General features: G+C 52.0%; 11 protein-coding genes. 5 read left to right on the top strand and 6 right to left on the bottom strand.

The window, feature by feature from the left end; all coding sequences use genetic code 11:
- Positions 1–2 precede the first annotated feature (2 nt).
- Positions 3–854, top strand: a complete 852-nt coding sequence (locus B0I18_RS07105) for an NAD(P)-dependent oxidoreductase (RefSeq protein WP_106521932.1) — start codon at positions 3–5, stop codon at positions 852–854.
- A gap of 91 nt (positions 855–945) precedes the next feature.
- Here the strand turns inward: B0I18_RS07105 and B0I18_RS07110 are convergent, their stop codons facing one another.
- Both B0I18_RS07110 and B0I18_RS07115 read right to left on the bottom strand, forming a co-directional pair.
- On the bottom strand, positions 946–1584 hold the full coding sequence (locus tag B0I18_RS07110) for a response regulator (RefSeq protein WP_106521933.1): 639 nt from the start codon (positions 1582–1584) through the stop codon (positions 946–948).
- A gap of 14 nt (positions 1585–1598) precedes the next feature.
- Complete coding sequence (locus tag B0I18_RS07115) at positions 1599–3560, bottom strand: tetratricopeptide repeat-containing sensor histidine kinase (protein WP_106521934.1); 1962 nt, start codon at positions 3558–3560, stop codon at positions 1599–1601.
- Positions 3561–3728: 168 nt separating this feature from the next.
- On the opposite strand from B0I18_RS07115, the gene B0I18_RS07120 reads away from it, so the two are divergent.
- The 4 genes from B0I18_RS07120 to B0I18_RS07135 all read left to right on the top strand — a co-directional run bounded on the left by B0I18_RS07120 (position 3729) and on the right by B0I18_RS07135 (position 11819).
- Positions 3729–6716 (top strand): DUF7948 domain-containing protein, encoded by a 2988-nt coding sequence (locus B0I18_RS07120; RefSeq protein WP_106521935.1) that lies wholly within the window; start codon positions 3729–3731, stop codon positions 6714–6716.
- Between the two features lie 68 nt (positions 6717–6784).
- Positions 6785–9334, top strand: coding sequence for a T9SS type B sorting domain-containing protein (locus tag B0I18_RS07125; protein WP_106521936.1), 2550 nt, complete (start codon positions 6785–6787; stop codon positions 9332–9334).
- Positions 9335–9352: 18 nt separating this feature from the next.
- Positions 9353–11458 carry a T9SS type B sorting domain-containing protein gene (locus B0I18_RS07130; protein ID WP_106521937.1) on the top strand — a complete coding sequence of 702 codons (2106 nt, stop codon included), beginning with the start codon at positions 9353–9355 and terminating at the stop codon, positions 11456–11458.
- A gap of 52 nt (positions 11459–11510) precedes the next feature.
- Positions 11511–11819: a GIY-YIG nuclease family protein gene (locus B0I18_RS07135; protein WP_106521938.1), complete on the top strand. Its 309-nt coding sequence runs from the start codon at positions 11511–11513 to the stop codon at positions 11817–11819.
- Positions 11820–12457: 638 nt separating this feature from the next.
- Here the strand turns inward: B0I18_RS07135 and B0I18_RS07140 are convergent.
- The 4 genes from B0I18_RS07140 to B0I18_RS07155 all read right to left on the bottom strand — a co-directional run bounded on the left by B0I18_RS07140 (position 12458) and on the right by B0I18_RS07155 (position 22060).
- Positions 12458–13630, bottom strand: a complete 1173-nt coding sequence (locus B0I18_RS07140; protein WP_106521939.1) for a TIGR03364 family FAD-dependent oxidoreductase — start codon at positions 13628–13630, stop codon at positions 12458–12460.
- A 63-nt stretch (positions 13631–13693) separates the two neighbouring features.
- Complete coding sequence (locus B0I18_RS07145; RefSeq protein ID WP_106521940.1) at positions 13694–17374, bottom strand: LamG-like jellyroll fold domain-containing protein; 3681 nt, start codon at positions 17372–17374, stop codon at positions 13694–13696.
- 62 nt (positions 17375–17436) lie between these two features.
- Positions 17437–18735 carry an alkaline phosphatase family protein gene (locus B0I18_RS07150; RefSeq protein WP_106521941.1) on the bottom strand — a complete coding sequence of 433 codons (1299 nt, stop codon included), beginning with the start codon at positions 18733–18735 and terminating at the stop codon, positions 17437–17439.
- A 385-nt stretch (positions 18736–19120) separates the two neighbouring features.
- Positions 19121–22060 (bottom strand): TonB-dependent receptor, encoded by a 2940-nt coding sequence (locus B0I18_RS07155; RefSeq protein WP_106521942.1) that lies wholly within the window; start codon positions 22058–22060, stop codon positions 19121–19123.

Below are 22060 nucleotides of genomic sequence, written 5' to 3' on the forward strand. Positions count from 1 at the left end.
CGATGATCGCATTCTTGGGGATGGGCCTCCTGGGCTCTAATTTTGTAAAAGCCATGTTGCAGCAGGGTAAAACAGTACAGGTATGGAACCGGAGTTCTGCTAAGGCCAGGGCGCTGGAAGCCTTTGGAGCACGTGCTTTCGACGATGTGTCCGCAGCCGTGAGCGGTGTGGAAAGGGTACATATCACCCTGCGTGATGATGCCTCCGTGGACGAAGTGCTGGAACAGGCCCTGCCGGGTTTGCAACCGGGTACATTGCTGATCGATCATACCACCACTTCGGCAGAAGGTGCGCTGGCGCGTACCGAAGCCTGGAAAGCCCGCGGGTTCCGTTACCTGCATGCCCCTGTTTTTATGGGGCCGCAAAATGCGTTCGAAAGCACGGGGTATATGCTGGTCTCCGGCGACCAGGACCTGATCGCGGAACTGGAGCCGGCGCTGGCTGCTATGACGGGGACGGTGATGAATTTCGGTACGACCATTAACCGGGCCGCGGCAATTAAACTGGTGGGCAATGCCTTCCTGGTAGCCTTTACCGCAGGCACGGCAGATACCCTGGCATTGGGCAAAGCCCTGGATGTGCCGCTGGATGATATTTTTACCCTGTTCAACGCCTGGAACCCGGGCGCCATGCTGCCTGCAAGGATCAAAAAGCTGACGGGCGGCACCTTTGATCAGCCTACCTGGGAACTGGTAATGGCCCGGAAGGATACCCAACTGTTTCTCGATGCCGCCAGGCAGGGTAAACGGCCGCTTACCGTAATCCCGGCAGTGGCCGCCGAGATGGATCGCTGGATCGATAAGGGCCATGGGCACGACGACTGGACGGTGATCGGTAAGGATGCGGTGTCCTGATCGCGGTCTCGATAACGTTATAAAAAAATCCCGGTCTCTGTTTCGAGACCGGGATTTTTGTTTTAATAAGATAGCAGCGCCTGAGCTGGTTTTATTCTGCCAGGCCCATGGTGAGTGCCTTTTTGACCAGCATGGCCGTATTGTTGACATCCAGTTTCAACATAATGCTGGTGCGGTAATTGACTACCGTGCGCAGGCTCAGGAAGCAGGTTTCGGCGATCTGCGGCGCGGTATAACCATTCACCAGGAGTTGTAATATTTCCGATTCGCGGGGCGTAAGCGTCGACTTGGAAAAAGAAGCGTTCTTATCCCGGATATTCATTTGCCTTATTTTTTCCTGCATCCGTTCCTCCACGAATTGTTCGCCACGGTATACTTTTTCAATCGCGCTGATCAGGGTAATGTTCTCCGCCGTTTTTAAAAGATAACCATGTGCGCCGCGTTTAAACATATTGTTGGCATACAGGGCGCTTTCAAAATTGGTCAGCACCAGGATCTTAAGCCCCGGATACTTTTTCAGCAATATGGGGGTAAGCTCATCGCCGGTAAGATCGGGCATTTGTATGTCCAGCAGCAATACATCCGGCAGGTAATGCTCCAGGCCGGCCAGCAGGGTAGTGCCGTTCTTATAACTGCCTTTAAGCACGATATTGGGGTAGTGGGGCAGGATGTTCTGCAGGCCGTCCCTGATCATCGGGTGATCGTCGGCGATGGAAATGGTAATACGCATAGGCAATTCACCGGTTATAAATTCTTCAGTTTTAAAAAATCAAATTCTATATGTATGGTTGTACCTTTCCCGATCACGGAAGAACAGGCCAGGTACCCCTGCAGCGTCTCTACTTTTTTGCGGATATTCTGAAGACCCGCGCCGGTGGTGGCCCGACCGGTATCAAAGCCACCCCCGTTATCCTCAACTATAATACTAAGACTGCTTTCGTGCAGCATAAGTTGGATGACCGCATAATTTGCGCCTGCATGTTTCACGATATTCTGTACCAGTTCCTGTATAATGCGGTAGATAAACAGTTCCGCATTCTTGGGCATCGCTTCTTTTACATCGTACTGCAGCGCTATTTGTAACAGGCTGTTGCTGTTGTTCTCGCTGTATTGCAACAGGGCGCCGCGCAGGTTCTGCTTGGTCAGCGCGTCGGGCATCAGGTTATGCGCGGTTTTCCGCACTTCGGTTACCGTATCTGCCAGCATGCCCGACACCTTATTGATGCCCGCAAGCTGTTGCAGCTGCGGTTGTTCGTCCTGTATCGCCTGCAGGTTCATCTTGATCGAGGCCAGCATACCGCCTATGCCATCGTGCAGGTCCTGGGCAATACGGATCCGTTCCTTCTCTTCTCCTTTCATCATGGCCCGCAGCTGGCCGATCTCCTGTTCCTGTTCCAGGTTGCGGAACTTCTCTTCCTGGAATCTTTGCTGGTGCCAGTTGCTGCGGTACATGCTGTACAGCAGTGCTGCGATGGCCGCAAGGAGTAAGGCGCCGGCCGATACGCCTACGATCCAGAGGTTCTTCTGTTTAATCTGCGCATTTTGCCTGCTGATCTGCAGCTCTTTTACGATCAGCTCCTTGTCCTTTTGGGCGGTCCGGTACTTGATCTCGAGGTTGCTGATATCGTGTTTGGTAGCCTGGCTTTCTATACTGTCCTTAAGCTGTATATAACGGTACTGGTGCTCGTATGCTTTATGGTATTCATGTGTTGCGGCATAGAGTTCCGAAATAATGCGGTGGCCTTCCGTAATGTCCCGGGCAATATGCTTTTGTTCGGCGGTGCTTATGGATTGCAGCAGGTAGCTTTCTGCTTCTTTATAATTACCCAATGCCAGGTAGACCTTGCCCAGTAAGGCAATATTGGTGTTTTGATAATTGGGATCTACATCGCCTTTAAGCGATATGGCTTCTTTCAGGAACCGGAGTGCCTCTTTATTATGTCCCTCTGCATGATGGGTAGCGCCGAGGTTACTTAAAGCCAGGTGTTTCCATTGCAGGAAATTATACTTACGGGCTATGGCAAGCGCTTCGTCCAGGTTCCTGATACTGGCATCGAGCTGGTCCATACTGTTGAGGGTATTGCCTTTATTGATCAGTACCAGGGCCAGCAGGTGCATGTACTTGATCTGCCGGGTAATCTTTTCTGCCTTATCCAGGTAGACCAGTGCATTGGGATAATCGCCCACGATCTGCAATACCCCGCTAAGGTTGGTATACAAGGTCGCGAGTGAATTGCGGTTAACCGGTGTATCGTTTTCGATTACGGCAATGGCATTATAATAATAGGCCATCGACGAGTCGTATTGTCCCGTGCGCTGGAAGCGGTTGGCAAAGCTGTTGTAGATCGTAGGCAGCATGCCTTTCATATTACGTGCTTCTGCAATGCGCAGCACATCCTTCGCAAAGGTATAAGCGCGTTCATACTCTCCCCGGTTATTATAAAGCGTAACGATATGGCTGTAGGCTTCGGTGGCCTCGGGAATATTGTGATTCTGTATAGCAGCCCCCAATGCCGTGCGGAACATCGGCATTGCCGTGTCCGATTGTGCGGTGGCACGCGCAATAGCCGAATCGATCAGGGTATGGATCTCCCGGTTGCTCATCGCCGGCCGGTTAGCGGAAAGCTGGAAATTATCCTGGGCGCCTGCCTTACAGGCAATACAGGTAAACAGGAGCAGGAGTAAGCGGGTATAAACTGGAATCATATCTGTAACAGTGCTGTGGTAATAGGTTATTTGATATTAAGAAATATAATATGGATTATTCACTCTCTTTTCAGGACCGGTAAAGAATATTTCTTTGTAATGAAAAAATAACAGCAATACTGTCTATACAGACCAGATTAATTCAGGGTAAATCTAAAAACAATAATTATGAAAAGGAAATTATTTACAATCCTTACACTTGCCATTGCTTCCTGGAGCGGAACGGTAGCGGCCCGTTCGGTAGCCCGGCCGCTTCAACTGCCTGCAGCGCCTGATGCACAACAAAAAGCTACCGCAGCGGCAGGTCTGGCAGCAGCCGGCAGCGATGGGGCCTTTACGGAAAATATCGGCCAGGTAAAGGATCAATATGGTAAGCTGCGGCAGGATATCGATTTTAAAGTAAGGGGAAATGGCGTAAGCGTATTCCTGGGTGATGCCGCAATCCGGTACCAATGGATAACCGATGATAAACAGGCCGCCAATAAAGCGGTAGCCAAACTCGCAACCGTTGCAGGAACGCCTTTACAGAAGATGATGTACCGTATGGATGTGGAACTGGTGGGCGCCGATAAAAATGCTCCTGTGCTGAAAGAAGACCGCCAGGCCTATTTCGAACAGTACCTGAACAAAGGTCTGAACGGGCAGGCTTTCACGTTTAAAAAAGTAACCTATAAAAACGTTTATCCCAGCATCGATTGGGTGTTCTACTTTAATGCATCGGGTAAACTGGAGCATGATTTTATCGTTCACCCCGGTGGCAATGTGGCTGATATCAAAATGAAATATGGTGGTGCAACGGGCCTGAACATTAATAAAGACGGTAGTCTTACGGCAACAACACCGATGGGCAGTGTTACCGAATCTGCACCGCACAGTTATACGGAAGACGGCCGTACGGTTGCTTCAGCATTTTCGCTGAAAGGCAATATGCTTACATTCCGTACCGCGCCCAGCAAAGGAAAGCTGACGATCGATCCAACCCTGGCTTGGGGTACCTATTACGGAACGGATGCAGGCACCAGTGGTTCGGGTATGGAGATGCTGGCCATCCGTCCCGACTCCGATGGCAATATTTATGTAGCAGGTACAGCCGGCGACGGGTACAGCAATGTGGTAACCACGGGCAGCTACCAGAGCGTGCTGCATGTGGAATACTATATGACCTGGGCGATTGGTGTAAATCAATTCCTACTGAAGATGAACAGCCAGGGTCAACGCCAGTGGGCTACCTATTATGGCAATGATGTATACGTGATCGGTACCGGCCTGGCCTGCGACACCAAAGGCAATGTATACCTGGCCGGCGGCACGATGGCCGATACGGCGATCGCCACTACTGGCGCGCACCAGGCTGCTTATGGCGGCGGCACGGAAAGAGATGCTTACCTCGTTAAATTCTCCGGTACAGGACAGCGCCTGTGGGGCACCTATTACGGCGGCAGCGGCGAGGATATCGCCTATGCGCTCGCCTGCGATACTTCCGATAATATTTATATGGTAGGCCGTACGCGCAGTAATACCAATATCGCCAGCGCAGGCAGTCATAAAACGACGCTCGTCGGTACTGAAGTATTTTTCGCGGCAAAATTCAATAGTTCGGGTGTGCGCCAATGGGGCACCTACTATGGTGAAAACGCTTCGCCGCAATATGGCTGGCTACCTTATATGTCCGCCTCTGTAGACCTGGCGGGTAACCTTTATTTTGCAGCGAATGTAGGTGTATATCCCAGCACGGTAAACCTCCCCGCAGATATGACGACAGCCGGCAGCCATCAGCCTGCATACGCCGGCAAAAACGATGTACTGCTGGTTAAGCTCAATAAAGATGGCGTACGCCAATGGGGTACTTATTACGGTGGCGCTAAGGAAGACCTGGTCGTGCGCGAAGCCCTGACCCATGATAAATGGGGTAATATTTACCTCTTTGGCAGGACGCACAGCGCGAGTGGTATTGCTTCTGCAGGCGCCCACCAGACTACGCTGGCAGGTGGCGGATCAAGCTTTGTCGATTCTGCGCACTATGGCGGCGACGGCTTCCTGGCCAAATTCAATCCTGCAGGTGTAAGGCAATGGGCTACCTATTATGGTGGCGCCGGCAGCGAGAACGGTTACGGCTACGGCGGTGTTACCTGCGATGCGGCCGGTAATATCGTAATCGCGGGCACTACCGAAAGTAACACCGGTATCGCTACCGCGGGCAATTACCAGTCCTTCATTCTTTCTGAAAGCAGCGGTTATATTGCCAAGTTCGATACTGCGGGCGTACGCAAATGGGGCACTTATTTCGGTAATATCTCCGAAGGCCGTATCGAAGGCCTGTGTACCAATAACTCCGGCAATATTTATATTACAGGTACTTTCAACGATTATTATAACCTGTCTACAACAGGCGCCCACCAGACTACGCCAACGATGCTGTACATCGGCAAATTCGACGATTGCGCAGACCTGCTGGCCAAGCCGGATACCATTCTCGGCAGTATCGCCCTCTGTAAAGGCGCTACCAAAACATACAGCGTGGCGCCGGTAGCCGGGGCTACCTCCTATACCTGGATACTGCCTTCCGGCTGGACGGGTAACAGTACGCTTGCTACGATCGATGTAACGGCCGGCAGCAATAACGGTAAGATCGGGGTACTGGTCAATTCTTCCTGCGGTAAAAGCGATACTACCTTCCTGGATGTTACGGTAAATGCCCTGCCTGTACCGGTAATCACGGTTACCGGCAATGTACTGAGCACCGGCACTTTCGATACTTACCAGTGGCAGCTCAACGGGATCGATATACCCGGCGCAACAGCGAATAGTTATACCGCCACCGCTAACGGCAACTATACGGTAGTCGTAACCAACGATAAAGGTTGTAAAGGTACCTCTGCCATAAAATCGCACAACATTACTGCGATCAAAGATCCGGCGTTGCTCAGCCAAATCCGCATCTTCCCGAGCCCGGCTACGGCTTACCTGAATATCAATAGCCCCGTAGCGCTCTATGTTACCTTATGCAGTATCGAAGGCCGCGTGCTGAGCACGAGCCAGGTAACGGCAGGTACGCATACGATCGATATTAAAGCACTGACACCCGGTATCTACCTGGTGCGTATCGCGGACAAAAACCAGCAACTGCTGAAAACCGAGAAACTGGTTAAACAATAAAACTCCGGCCCGGCTACCGGAATACTACCGCGTAGCCGGGTCTTTTTTTCCTCTCTGACCATTTGGCCATGATCAATAACCTGCTGAAAAAGATATACCTGGTACTGTTCTGCTGTTGCGGCGCTTACGTCACGTGCGCCCAGCAGGAGCAGTTCTGGGCTTTCGGCTTCGGGGCCGGCCTCGACTTTGCTTCGGGTACACCGGTGCCGGTGACCACGGCAATCGATGCTGCCGAAGGTTGCGCCTCGGTATGTAATAACAGCGGCGCTTTATTGTTTTATACGAATGGCACGGATATATGGCATGCGGCCGGTAATGTAATGCCCAACGGGGCTAACCTGCAGCCCGACGGCGCCGGCACGATCTCGCAGGCGGCGGTTATCGTACCCTTGCCGGATAGCAGCAGCAAGTACTATGTATTTTCGCTCACCAATAACCACCGCCTTTTCTACAGTGTGGTGGACATGGATCTTAATGGCGGGCTGGGCGATGTGGTGCCTGGCAGGAAAGGTATTCTGGTCGATACGGGCCTTACCGAACAAATGACGGCCGTAGCCGGCGATGATTGTAATATCTGGGTATTGGTTGTCGGTCAGTTGGGTCTGCTAAAGGCTTACCGGGTCGATTATACCGGTGTGGCCACTAGCCCGGTGGTGTCGCCGGTAGTACAGGTCAGCGGCTGGCTTTCCGATGGTATCGTAGGTTGTATGAGTGTATCGCCTAACCGGCAAAAGCTGTCCATAGCCAGGAACAATAGTTTGTCGCTGTATGATTTCAACCCCGCTACCGGCGCCTGCAGTAATGCGATTGTGCTGGATACCCTGCGGGTCAATAACTATGCGACTTGTTTCTCGCCGGATAACAGCAAGGTATATTATTCCAATTTTTCCGATGGCCTGTGGCAATACGATCTGGGCCAGCCTACACCGGCGCAGGTGATCGCTTCTAAATTTACCATGGCCTGGAATGGCTACCTGGGTATGAAGCTGGCTGCCGATGGCAAGATCTATACCGTTAACCGTTATGGCGGTTTTGGTAATTACCTGATCGATATTATCCATGCGCCGAATCTCGCCGGTTCCCTGAGCCAGCTGAGCAGCGGTATAATCGGTATCGGTGGCTTGAACAATGGTTTGCCCAACGTAGTACCTGCCTTTATACAAAGAAGTATAAGCAGCAGTACGAAAACCGTTGCTGGTGGCTGTGCTGCGATCGATATTACCCTGCAGGCCGATACGCCCGGCACGCATTATGTGTGGAGCAACGGGCAAACGGGGAGCAGTCTGGCGGTTACCGATACCGGCATGTATTGGGTACGTTACGAAGCGCCCTGCGCTACACATACCGATACGTTCCGGGTGGTGTATGGTTTTAGCGGTGTAAACTTTCCACAGGTGGTGATCACGGAAGCCTGTAGAGGCAGTGCCAACGGCCGGGCCCGCGTGCAGCGCAGCCCCGGCGATAATACCGCGTATACTTTTACCTGGACCAATAGCGCCCTTGTGGTATTGTCTGCCTCCGATACCCTGGAGCATGTGCCTGCGGGCAGTTACTGGCTGCGGGTCAATGCCGGTCCGGGTTGCGACACGACCTTGCCCGTACTGATACCCGACCTTGAATTCCTGGCCTCCTTTACTGCCGATACGCTGGCTTGTGCCGGTTCGGACATCCAGTTCAATAATACTTCCCCGGCGCATTTCACGGCCTTTTCCTGGTCATTCGGCGATGGTGCGTTCGCTACACAGGCAGCCCCTGTACATCCCTATACCCATCCCGGCCGCTACCCGGTAAGCCTGGTGGCTACCGGGGCCATATGTAGCGACACGGCCTATACGATGATCACCATAGATCCGCAAGTATCCGGCTTTGCTTTTTCGAAAACGCCGGGAAGTCTTTGTATGGGCGATGCCCTGCAGATCGTTCCCAGCCTGGATGATACGGTAACCTATACCGGCTTCGACTGGGAGATAGGCGGTAGCAGCAGTTTCAGCTTAGACGGCCTGCAGCCTTTCTCCTATGCCTGCGACCGTTCAGGTTTGCTGTATATCCACACTACGGCCAATTTCAGGGCCTGTCCCGGGATCAGTTATACCGACAGTGTGATCGTGCATGCTTTCCCCGTGGTCAACCTGGGTAACGATACGGTGCTTTGTTACCGCGGTATGCCGGTTTACCTGCAGAACCTGGAGCCGCGTGCACCGGGCAGTACGTACCGCTGGAATACCGGCGATACCTCGCCTGTGCTGAAAGTGTTGCATCCCGGGCTGTACAGCCTGGAAGTTACTTCGGCTGCAGGTTGCACTACCACAGAAAATATAGAAGTAAAAAAAGACTGTTATGTCGATATCCCCAATTCGTTTACGCCCAATGGCGATGGCAGCAATGACTATTTCTTCCCGCGCCAGCTCTTGTCCCGCGGACTGGAGCAGTTCCGTATGAAAGTCTTTAACCGCTGGGGGCAGGTCATATTCGAAACGACGAATCTTTCCGGCCGCGGCTGGGATGGCCGCTTCAACGGCCAGGCGCAGCCCGAAGGCGTGTATCTCTACCTGGTCGACGTGGTGCTGAAAAACGGCTTCCGCGAACAATACGACGGCAATGTAACCTTGTTACGATAACCAGATAATAAACATAAAATGAAACGATTGCTACTTTTTGTACTCCTCGCAGGATTTGCTTCCTCGCTTTACGGCCAGGGGCAGGAGAATGTATGGGCCTTTGGCGGCTTTATGGGGATCGACTTTAACTCCGGGAGCCCGGTCCTTACCTTTTCTTCCCTGGATCACCAGGAGGGATGCGCCTCTATTGCAGATAAGAACGGTAACCTGCTTTTTTACACCGACGGCGACCGGATCTATAACCGGGATCATGTGATCATGCCCAATGGCGTATTGTTCTATGGTCTGCCTTATCCCTTATTCGGTGCAGGGCCTATCTGGAGTGCCACACAGTCTACCGTGATCGTACCGGTACCGAACGACACGATGAAGTATTATGTCTTTTCCATGGCCAACTCCAACTACGGCTACCTGTGGTACAGTGTTGTCGATATGACGCTAGACGCCGGTAAGGGCGATGTAATACCCGCAAAGAAAAACGTGATCTTAAGCGATGCCGGCATTCTATCCGAAAAAATGACTGCGGTCAGCGGTAATAACTGTAACGCATGGCTTATGGTGCATGATAAGGTGCAGAATAAGTATATGGCCTACGAGGTTACCGGGCATGGTGTGGAAACTACGCCCGTCCTATCCAATGCCGTGGTGCGCACCTCTGATATCGGTGTCATCAAATTTGCGCCCAACAGGCGGCGCATGGTTGCGGCTTCATACGGCGGTTTCTTTATACAGCGGCCCAAAGGGCTTTCCGTGTACGACTTTGACCCCAACACCGGCGTGTTGAGCAATGCAATGCCCGTGGATACGTTCACATCTTATTACGGGGCCTGCTTTTCGCCCGATAACCAGAAGTTGTATGCTACCTCGGGCGAACAATACAGCAACTGGGGTACTACCAACAGGAATTTATTCCAGTTCAACCTGGCGGTGCCGACCCCCGTTACGATGCTCGCTTCCAAAACCTTTCTCGGTGTTGCCGATGCCGATCTCAAACGGGGGCCCGATGGTAAAATTTATTTTGGCGAAGTGGGCGCCAACAGGATGGGCGCCGTAAATTTTCCCGACCTGGCCGGTGCTGCCTGTAACCCTGTAGCCAATGCACTTTCCTGGTTTTATCCCAGCAGGTTGTTGTATGGCTTGCCTAACGATATCGTGGTATTGGTAGACTCGGCCAAAGCAAGAACGTATACCGTTGATGCCTGCTTCCGCGACAGTGCCGTATTACAGGCCAACTCCGGCGGTTTTAATTTTATCTGGGACGATGGCAGTAACGGTATGAACCGTACGGTAACAGAATCTGGCAGGTACACGGTCCGTTTCCAGTCGGGTTGTAAGGAGCTTACCGATACCTTCGATGTAACCCTGGCCCGACTGCCGCTGATCAACGCAGATACCGCCTGCCCGGGCGCAGGCACTGCAAGGATTATCGCGGAAGCAAGGGATGAGACCAATTATAATTATACCTGGAAGGAAGAATCAGGCCGTGTATTGCTCGAACAGTTAAGTAGTACCGGCAGCACGCTGCCCTCGCTTAATCCCGGCAACTATACGCTGCAGCTAACCACGACCTCCGGTTGCGATACCACTTTTGTGGTCAAGGTACAGGGCTATCCGCCGATACACGTTACGGTTAACCCGGATAAAGCGAAGATCCGCTACGGCGATAGTATAAGGCTGGAAGCATCGGGCGCCTATTATTATACCTGGTGGCCTTCCGGTACGGTAAGTAACGATACCGTGCGTAATCCCTTTGTCCGTCCCCTGGCGCCTACGGTGTATACTGTACTGGGTCTTAACGAGGCGGGCTGTACGGATACGGCTTTGGTAAAGATCGATATCGATTATACCATGCCCGATTTTATACCCAATGCCTTTTCTCCCAATGGCGACGGGCTCAACGACATCTTCCGGATCGAGAATATTACCTACCAGAAACTGCTGGCTTTCCGGGTATTTAACCGCTGGGGCGCCATGGTTTATGAAAGCGCCGACATCACCAAAGGCTGGGATGGCTCGGATAAAGGTAAGCCCTGCGATATGGGCACGTATTATTACATGATCAACCTGTCCTATCCCGATGGCACGGTAAGAAATTATAAAGGAGAAGTGATACTGATGCGGTAGTATACGGCCGGCAAGGCCCGCACACAAGCATATTGTTTATTTAAGTACTGGTATGGAAATTGAATTCAGGAGTTGTTATTACGTATATATATTAACCGACCGCCAGCGCGAATCACTGAAAGTAGGGGTTACGGTAGATCTTAAAGCATTACTTCATCCTTCGCCCGACGAAGTGTTGTTCCGGCCGGGCGAAGAGCAACGCTGCCTGTTGTACTATGAGAAATTTGAGGAGGTAAGGGCAGCGGTGGCGCGTGAAGGAGAGTTGTCGGCCTTCTCTAAACGGCGCCTGCGCAGGCTGGTGGCCATGAATAACCCCCACTGGCAGTTCCTGGATGAGTTTGATTCAGGAGCAGATCTGTAACAACAAAAGAGGTAACGATGTACAATCGTTACCTCTTTTTATTTTGAATACTATGGATAAGCAATCATGGGATCAAGCGGAAAAGTTGGGGACTCCGGTATACTTACCCTGATTTTTTATTCTTCTTTGTCTTAATACAAAGAAGCAAAAATCAAGACTGTAGAAAAAGTGCTAAAAATGCCTTGTACGCCTAAAAGAAATAAGTCCGGGCAGTAGTAAAAAAATGGACGAAGGAATGACGAACGAACTAAAGTACTGGGCCAGACTGTGGGAACTGTATTTCTTTCTATACGGCGTCCTGCAGCATTTTATTAACGCCCTTTTTCTAAAGGTCGGTATGTTTGGTTGTTTCCTGGCTTGACGTCCCGGCAGTGCATGTAATGGACCTTAAGCAAAGCATTTCTACGCGGTTGGTGACCATATGTTACGTCCAATATGCACCCGTTCGCTGCGTCGCCGTATCGCTGCGAGAAAAACTCGTATTCACTACTGTAAATAGTAGTAGCGGCCAGGCCATGTAAATCTGTAGCGAGACAACACGAATAGCTAAGCAAATAAATAGGGGTCTGGCAAAATGATGATTCGTTTTAAAAACAAGGCTTTTGTCCCCCAGAAATTCTGCTTGATCCCAATCATGTTTAAGATCCGGATAAAATGCGGGTTGTATGAACAGCTGCAAACCCGGCTGAAGTGGTCATACCCTTGCCGCCGATGCCGGTTACGATATGGATGCCGGGAGCAACCTGTTGCGTAAAGATTTCGTCCTTATGCTGGCAATAGAACCCCGTCCAGTTGCGCGCTATACGCCAGTCGTCCAGTTGTACGATTTTTTTGGCTTCTCTCAGGATAATATCGTTGATCGCCATTTCATTGTAGAATTGCCCGAGCCGGTCCTGTTCGGTAATAGGGGCGTATTCATGCGAGTCGCCGATAATGATACTGCCGTCCGTACGCTGTTTGAACAGGATATGGATACCGTAGTCCACACAATCCTGCGGTACATCAGCAGGGTCGAGCTGCTGGTAAGCTGCACAGGAGGTGAAGCTTTCGTAACGGCGTATCGTGAGACCGGTAAGGATATTGCCGGGCAGGGCCACACCGGGTTGCGGTACCGTAGACATCATGTTGAGTTTGGATACCACGAGTCCGCTCTCCGCAAATACCTCGGGGAATAACAGCTTAAAGTCCCTGCCGGAACAGATGATGCAATGTGCCGCTTCGTAAGTGTTTTTATCCGCGGTAGTTATGCGGCAACCTTCCGGGATACTGGCTACATCGATTACCGCACAGTTATTCCGGTTGCTGAACTGTGCACCGAATTTTGCAGACAGGTAGCGGAGTACGCTATGGATCATCATCTCAGGCTCTGCCGAAACTTCCTGTGGAAAGAAAAGAGCGCCTTTGCTATAGGTATCCAGTACGGCGGGGTAACGCTGTTGCACCTGCTCAGCGGTCCATAAAGCACATTCATAATCGGCTGCCGTAAACTTTTGCTGCATTTCTTCCAGCACGGCCATTTCGCTTTCCGTATGGGCAATATAACAGGAACCCCGCTGCCGGATGCCGATCGGGAATTCGGCCTGTATCTCTTTGTACAGTTCGGTGGCGATCCTGCCATAGGTATGCCATTCGCTGTCCGGTGCATGTCCCGAAGGTACTACCTGTCCGAAGTTCCGTACGGTGGCCTCCTGGGCTTCCCGGTCCTTCTCCAGCAATAATACTTTTTTGCCTGCTTTCAGGCAATGGTAAGCGTGGAAGACACCGAGGGCTCCCGCGCCAACAATAATAACATCAAATTGATTCGAACGCATAAGGATAAAAGAGAAAAAACCACAGCTGTTATGCTAAGATAACAACTGTGGTAAAATTAAGAACTAGTGCTGTACAACAATCTTGCGGTTGCCGCTCGATTGGCCCTGGCTCAGGCTGATGAAGTAAATACCTGAAGTCAGCTGGCTTGTGCTGATTGCGGTAGTGGCGTTCCGGGTTATTGTCTCGTAAACGATACTGCCCAGGTTATTGCGGATAATGATCGTGGTGGCTTCGCCGCTTGCGGGCAGCTGAACGGTTACCTGGTCCTGTGCAGGGTTGGGGTAGAGGCCGAAAGCAAGACTGCCGGCGGTTTTGTCGATAGCCGTAGGTTGGATGGTCCTGAAGCTATACGGGCCTTTCCAGGGGTTAATACCCACTGTGCAACTGTCCTGCAGGTAGAAGTCATAAGCTGTATTGGCGGCCAGGTTGCTGAAGGTATAACTGGCGGCTGTAAGGTTGCTCACTGGTGTGCCGGTGCCGCGGTTAAAGCCTTCAGTACCGTATTCCAGGTTCCAGTGACCGCTGGTGCCGGTCCAGCTTGCTTTTGCGCCGGTGCTGGTTATCTGTGTGGTGCTTACCCCCGTGGCTACATTGCAGGCCAGTGTGCTGAAGGTAAATGGTCCGGCCCATCCGCTGTTGCTCACACTCGAGTTACAATTGGTACGCACATAGAAGTCGTAGGCGGTATTGGCGCCGGCGCCGGTCAGTTCAAACCGTTTTTCGTTTACATTGGTCTGGATGCCGAATGCGGGGTTGCCAAAACCTTGTACGCCCCAGCTTACAATATAGTCCTGGGTTACCATACCGTTGTCTACCCATTTGATCACCATGGAAGCATCGGTAATGCTGTCGGCGGTAATATTAACCGGCAGTGGGCATGGATTCAGTGTAGTAAAGGTGAATGGGCCTACCCAGGCGCTGCTGCTGGTAGCCGAGCAGGAGTCCTTGATGTAGAAGGTATAGGTCTGCGCTGCATCCAGGTTGTTCAACGTTAAGGACGCACCGGTAGCCGATACCGTAGTGCCGGTACCCGGTACAAAACCGTTATTGCCGTATTCGATGATATGGCCTGCGGCGGTAGAGGTCCAGTTGATCGTGGCTTTGCCGGTATCGATACCGGTAGTGCTGATATTGGCGGGTGTAGGACAAGCCGCAGCGCTGAAGTCGGCCAGTATATACTGTTTTACGGCTGTCGCAGGCGAAAGGCCGATGGTATTGCTTGTTGTATTATTCTGTGCCGGGGTCTGGATCCAGGTCATATCGGCATTGGAGCCACGGTTATAGATATGCAGTTGCGTATTGTTGGCAACAGCGGTAGGGTAGGCGCTGTAGTTATAGCTCATTTTGTACGCTGCATTTTTATTGCCCGGTATAAACACGCCAAAGTGATTATTGGTGCTGCCCAGCTGCACGATGCCATTGGTAAAGTTAGGCGCATTGTTGATGCGGTATACATGCATACCCAGCGCACCGGCTGCGATGCTGTCGATCGTGATCGAGCCCTGTGCGTTGCTGCCCAGGCTCAGGCTTAAGCCGGTCCAGTCGGTGGGGTAATTGTTGATACTGGTATCGCCGATAGCTGCACCGCTGATAATACGCTGCGGATTGTTCATCAATACACCGTTGAACACTGCGCCGGAAGCCTGTGCCAGGTTGGTCAGTACATTGCCTGCGGTTTCGTCCATGCGGTAATAAGCGATCAGGTTGGTGTCGTTGCCATTTACTTTCTGGCAGATGTGCTGGCGAAGTTCATTTACAGTCAGTGCCTTGTTCCATATTTTCAGTTCGTCCATAGCGCCTTTAAATTTAGGGCCATACACACCGGTGCCGTCCTGGCCTATACGCAGGGGCAATACGCCGTCGAGGCTCCTGCCGCTGTCTGCAGCGATATTGATCGGGGTACCGGCCTGTATGCCGTTCAGGTAGGCGGTCAGCATACCGGAGCGGTCTACTACCATTGCAATATGGTTCCAGGCCGAAGGGTCGGGTACCGTCATGTCGTAATCGCGACGGGTACCGCCGGCGGGTTTAAAGTTGAAACGCAGGCTGTTGCCGCCGTTCCAGCACCAGAGTATACCGGTGTTCTGGCCGCTGGCCCAGTCTTTGTTGCCGATAAAGGAAGGATCGCTGGAAGGGTTATTGAACCTGATCCAGGTCTCGATCGTGAAATTGGTTTTCGCGATAGCGCCGGATAAGGAGTCGCCGAGGTTTACATGCTCATTGGCTGCCGTGCCCTGGAAGTTCATGGCATAACCGCTGCCGAAGCTGCTATAGTCCATAGCGGTGGTAAAGGAGAAAGGACCGGCCCAGGCGCTGCTGCTGTTCAGGGCGGCACAGCTATCCTGTACATAGAACCGGTAGGTGGTATTGGCAGTAAGGCCGGTAAGCGTAGTAGCTGCCGTGCTGAGGTTATGCAGGGTTGTACCGCCTGTGCCCGGTGTAAAGGCGCCGGTACCATAACTCAGGTTCCAGGTATTGGAGCCGCCGGTGGTCCAGCCCAGCGTAGCACCGTTGGCACTGATGTTCTGGGCATTGAGTGCAGTGGGTATATTACAGGTTACAGAAGGGACGAAACTGCCCATCACCAGGTCGTTGCGGCCTTTGGCAGCAGTTTTGGTCAGGGTATTGGCCGTGGTGTTTTTCAATGCGCCCCAGAGCGTCCAGGTAGAATCGGTCGAGTAACGGTTAAACAGGTCGATGCCGCCTTCGTTGCTGATGGCCGCGGGGAAATTGGTATAGTCGTAAGCCAGGGTATAACTTGCCGTATCGTTTACAGGGAAGATGCCGTAATAAACATTGTTGCTGCCGGGGTTGGGAATGCCCGCGGTTGTGTTGGGTGCGGCATTTACTTTAAAGATGTGTACACCGTACATGCTGTCGCTGATACCGCTGAGCTGGATATTGCCGTTGGCGGCAGACGTGAGGTTAAGGCTCTGCCCGGCAAATGAGGTAGCATAGAGGTTTACTGCGGCATCGCCGATCGCGGCGCCGCTTGCGATGCGGACCGGAGCGCCGGCGAAACTGCCGTCAAAGAAGCCGGTCGATGCGGCAGCGCTGTTGGTCAGGGTATTGCCGGAAGTCTCATCGATGCGGTAATAGGCCATCAGCCCGCTTTCTGCGCCACTGATCTTCTGGCACATATTGTTACGGATATCAGCTTCTGTACGGATGGTGTTCCAGATGCGTACTTCATCCATATCGCCGTCGATGGTATAGGCATTGTTACCATCTGCGCCAAGGCGCAGCGGGAAGTTGGCATGCAGCGCATAACCGGAGTCTGCAGCAATATTGATAGGCGTGCCGTTCAGCCTGCCGTTTACATAACCGGTAATGCTGCCGTTACGTTTTACGGTAATGGCAATGTGGTTCCATTTTGCATAATCCAGGGTCATGTTGTAATCCTTGCGGGTACGGCCATTGGCCCTGAAGTTGAATCGCAGGGTATTGGCAGCATACCGGCACCAAAGGAACCCGGTGTTGGCACCGCTCGCCCAGTTTTTATTCCCGATAAATACGGGGTCGGAGGCATTGCTTCTTACTTTGACCCACATTTCGATGGTAAAGTCGGATTGCGACAGCGCCTGCGACAGGGAGTCGCTTAAGTTAGCGCTGCTGGTGGCTGCGCCGGTAAAGCGGATGGCCGAACCTGCGCCTTGCGCCTGTGCCTGATCTGTGGCGGCCAGGGCTACCGTCAGGGCAAAAGAATAGCTTATAAGCTTTTTGAGCTTATTAAAAAGTTTCATTTTTTTTGTTTTTGTATTTAAGAATATTGCCTGCCCGTTAAGGCAGGCAATGTTTTAGCATGTTAGCGTAAGACGATTTTGCGGGTGGTGCGTCTGCCGTCATGTTCTACCTGCATCAGGTAAATGCCTTTGGGCAGGCTGGTGAGGTCGAACGGTACTACGGTCAATTCCTGGATCGCTTTTTCTTTCTTCTCGATAAATACCCTGCCGGTCATACTGATCACTTTGATGTCGATGATGCCCTGCAGTTTGTGGAAGGCTGCTTTGAATACGCCGTTGTTCGGGTTGGGGAAGATGCCGAACTGGATCGTTGCGTTGTTTACGTCTTCGATATAGGTTGGCGGATGCGTTGAGGTATCGGTTGGTACCGTATCGGTCATCAACCAGGATTTACCATCTAGGTTCCAGGCCGGGTTGGTCTCCGGGTTGCCACAGTTGCTGCCTTTCAGGATATGGGCCAAAGCCGTAACGGCGATGTCGGTCAGTACCGGCGTGCTTTTCAGCAGGGTAGTGTCCACCGGGTTGGTAGGCATATAATAGCTGCCCGGATCGGGGCCTGTAATTTGCAGGTGGGGTACGCTTGGGCCTGCGGCTACCCACCAGATATGGCGTTCGGTATTGGACTGGCCACCATGCGTGGTGCCGATACCGCCGTGGTCGGTGGTCAGTAGGATCAGCCAGTCTTCCTGGCTGTAGGTAGGGCGTTGGTATAACTTCTGCAATACCTGGCCTACCTGGGCGTCTACATCCTGGATGGCATTCATGTATTGCGCATTGGCCGGGTTGAAGCCCGAAGAGTGGCCGGCAGCGTCGGTTTCATCATAGTGGATGAAGAGGATGTCCAGGTTGGGATCGGCCAGCTGGATCTTGGCAGCAGCAGTTACTGCGCCCTGTCCGTGCGTACCCGCATCGATCGACTGGTTAAAGCCGCTGTTAAATACGAAGCCGGCACTGTTGTTACTGTTGGTCGGATCGTTCATAGGGTCCCAGGTAATGATCTGTACGGCCTTCAGGTTAGGAAGGCATTCCTTCGCTCTTTTCGGGAAGTAAGGATAGTTCAGGAAGTTCGGGTTCGGGTAGTTGTTATTGGTCACATGGTGCTTGGCTTCCCATACACCGGTCATCATGGAGCTCCAGGAGGCGCCGCTGGAAGTAGCGCCGCAATGCCAGGAGTCGTAGGTGTAAAGACCGTGTGCCATCAGGGTGTCTATATTGGGCGTATTGGCCTGTAATAAGGCGTCTGATCGTACACCGTCGATGCCGATAAAAAGTACTTTCGGCTTTTTTGTGGTCTGTGCCTGTACGGCTGCCGTAGCGCCAAACAGTAAGGCCCCGGTAAGGAGTAAAGCAAAAGGTTTCATTGTATTGAGTTGTTGGATTTTAGAATTGGATATGAGATGTTAGATATGAGATGTTAGACGTTAGATGTTAGATATGAGATGTTAGATGTTAGATGTTGGGTATTGGGTATTGAGCGTTGGGTATTGGGTATTGGGTATTGGGTATTGGGTATTGAGTGTTGAGTGTTGAGTCTTGCTGTTCCGTGTTGGGTATTGTGTATTGGGTACTGTGTATTGAGTGTTAAGTGTTAAGTGTTAAGTGTTGCTGTTCCGTGTTGGGTATTGTGTATTGGGTGTGGCGGTTGTCATCCTGAGCGCAGCGAAGGATCTCATCCCATAGCTGGCTTTATTATAGCCGGTCCTTGCTCCTTGCTCCTTGATACTTGCTACTTGATACTACTTACTATCATAGATTAAACCGGATACCGGCCAGGCCCCTGATGGAATAGTATTCCGTTTTTAATGGGCGTTCCTTGCGGCCGCGATACATGGTATAAGGCGTATTGGTCAGGTTGTTCAGTTCCACGAAGAAGCTGAAGCGTTCTTTGAAACGATAGGAAAACGAATAATCCAGGGTCATGCTGCGGCCGATATATACGTCATAGTCGTTGTCCTGGTGCAGGATCAGTGTTTGTTGCGATGCGGGATCTTTTACGGCATAGAGGTTCAGTTCGTACAGGTAGGGATCACGATAGTTCAGGCCCAGGCGGGTGGTAATTTTCCCGTTCTCGAAGAAGAGGGCTACGTTCATTACGTTCGGCGACTGGCGGGGCAACTGTTGCGGTTTGTCCCTGGCGTCGATGTTCATCCGGGAATAAGTATGCGAATAGTTGATGCTTACACCCAGGTTCTTCATGATGCCGGGCAGGAAGCGCAGCTTGGTCATCAGCGCCGCTTCGAAACCCGCAGCCATGGCCTGCGGCGCATTCTGGAATTTTTTTGCGATCACGCCTCCCGGTATCTGGAATTCGTTGGAGATGCCGGTATTGTCGGTGCTGCTGGCTTCGAATGCCGTGTAAATATGGTCTTTTACGTTCTTGTAAAATACGGAGGCGCTGAACATACTGGTGGCGCCCAGGTAGCGTTCGTAAGCCAGGTCGAAGTTCCAGGAATAGGTAGGCTTAAGATCGGGATTGCCATAAAGCAGGTCGTTGTTGGAATAGTCGATTGCTGCAGCGCCGGGTTTGATCTCGTTAAAGTTAGGCCGGCGGAAAGACCTTGTAGCTGCGAAACGCAGGTTCTGCCGCTCGGTAAGCGCATACTTGACATTCAGCATCGGTAATAGCGAAAGATAAGCCTTACCTGCTCTTACATTGGTCAGGGCTACGGTACCCAATGCCGGATCTACCGTCATGATGCTGTCGGCCTTTACTTCAGGAGCTGTATATTCGGCCCTCAGGCCGGGTACGATAGTCAGGCCAGGTACAGGTTGCCACTCTGCCATGGCATAACCGGCATATACATTTTCGGTATAGCTATAACTCGATCCGACCATTTGCTGGAAGTAAGGCGTCTTTACGCCAAAGGGAATATAACGCAGCGAATCGCCGAGGTTACGGACAAAGTTGTCGGTGCCTTTTACATCGAAGAAGGGGAAGAGTTTGCCCGCATAAGGACTGCCCAGTTCCTTCAGGAACCCGCCGCGTTCATTAAAGGGCGCGGGGTTATAGTTGTTGTAGATAATAGCGGGGCTCAGGTCTTTATTGCGCTCCCAGAGTTCCAGGCCTACTTTTCGTTCCCCTTCTTTCATGCGCAGCTTACCGCCGAATTTGATCTTCAGGTTGTTGTTGATGTGGTATTGCAGGTCCAGTTGGGCTACGATCGGGTCTTTCTCTATAGTCTGGTTCGTTTCTGAATAGGCGCGGGTAAAGGCAAACAGGCTGTCGGTAGGATTTACGAGGTGTGTATTGCGATATTGCGGTTGTATGTTTTTGTAGTTATCGCCATAACCCGGTACGGGGCTGTCGATATCAAGCAGCTTCAGGCGATCGTAGGCATTCATCTCATCGGTAACGCGGCCCTGCTCGTCGAGGTAGAGGAAATCGGTAAAGTCGACGGCCTTCTCAAATTCTACTACGTGATACCCGTTTCTTGCATCGCCTTTGCTGTAAGGCACGGCGCCATAAGCGAAGGAGTTGCGGTAGCTGGCTACCCGCCAGTTGGCAGACAGGTTCCTGCCGGCTTTAAAATCGCCGCCGAGTTCGGCGCCCCAAAAGCGCGTCTGCATGATATTATGGATGTTTTGCAGTTTGATCGATTGTCCCCAGCCGGTGCTCCAGTTATACATGGTCTTCCGGTTAAACTCGTTGTCGTTCATGCTGCCGTAAACACCTTTGGCATAGATCTTGGCATCGTCGTTGAATTTATATTCGAGCGCGCCGTTGAAGCCAAGTGTCGTTCTTTTGCCCTCGTAATCCCGGAGTTCGAGGCGGGTGAGCGACTGGTCGCGGTTACTGCCGTAAAACACCTGGTAGTTGTCAGTGGCCCAGTTGCGGCTGTATAGTGAGCCCCCGGCAAAGTAGCCGAACCTGCCGTTGCGGCTGCTGTTGCCATAAGCCAGCGATGCATTATAAACCGGTTTGGCTGCCTGTGCATTGTAACCTGCTCCCAGCGAGGCTTGCAGGGTTTTGGTAGCCGGTGCGCTCTTGGTCATGAAGTTAGCGCTGCCGCCGATAGCGTCGCCTTCCATATCGGGCGATAAGGTTTTGGAGACTACGATATAATCCACAAGGCTGGAGGGGAAAATGTCGAAGTTCATCGCCCTGGTCTTGGACTCCTCGTCGGCAACGGGCATGCGGTCGCCGTTCACCAGGGCCGAACTCCAATCGGAAGGCGTACCCCGGAACGAGATAAAGCGGCCTTCTCCCTGGTCTGACTCCATTACTACGCCCGGCAGGCGTTGTACGGCTTCTGCAACATTGCGGTCCGGCAGTTTGGCCACACCTTCGGCCGATACGATATTGGCAAATACATTGGAAGCCTTCATCATATTCAGGGCCTTGGTTTCCGTGCCTTTCAGCTCGGCTACTACCTGTACTTCTTTTAAGGATTGTGTGTTCAGGGTAATCACGCCGAGTGACAGGTCCTGGTCCACAACGACCTGTTGCAGCAGGGTTTCATAACCCAGCGAAGCAATCCGTAAGGTATGGGTGCCTTTGGGTATGCCGGTCAGTTCGAAGTTGCCGTCCAGGTCGGTTACGGTATTAAACGATTCGTGCTCCAGGCTTACGATAATGCCTGGTAGCGCTTCTTCCTTATCTTTAACGGTACCCCTGATCCTTAACGACTGTGCGTATAAGGCAAGGGGAAGTAAATAAACAACTACGGTCGATAATATTTTTTTCAT

This window comes from Taibaiella chishuiensis (assembly GCF_003014535.1).
Lineage (GTDB): Bacteria > Bacteroidota > Bacteroidia > Chitinophagales > Chitinophagaceae > Taibaiella > Taibaiella chishuiensis.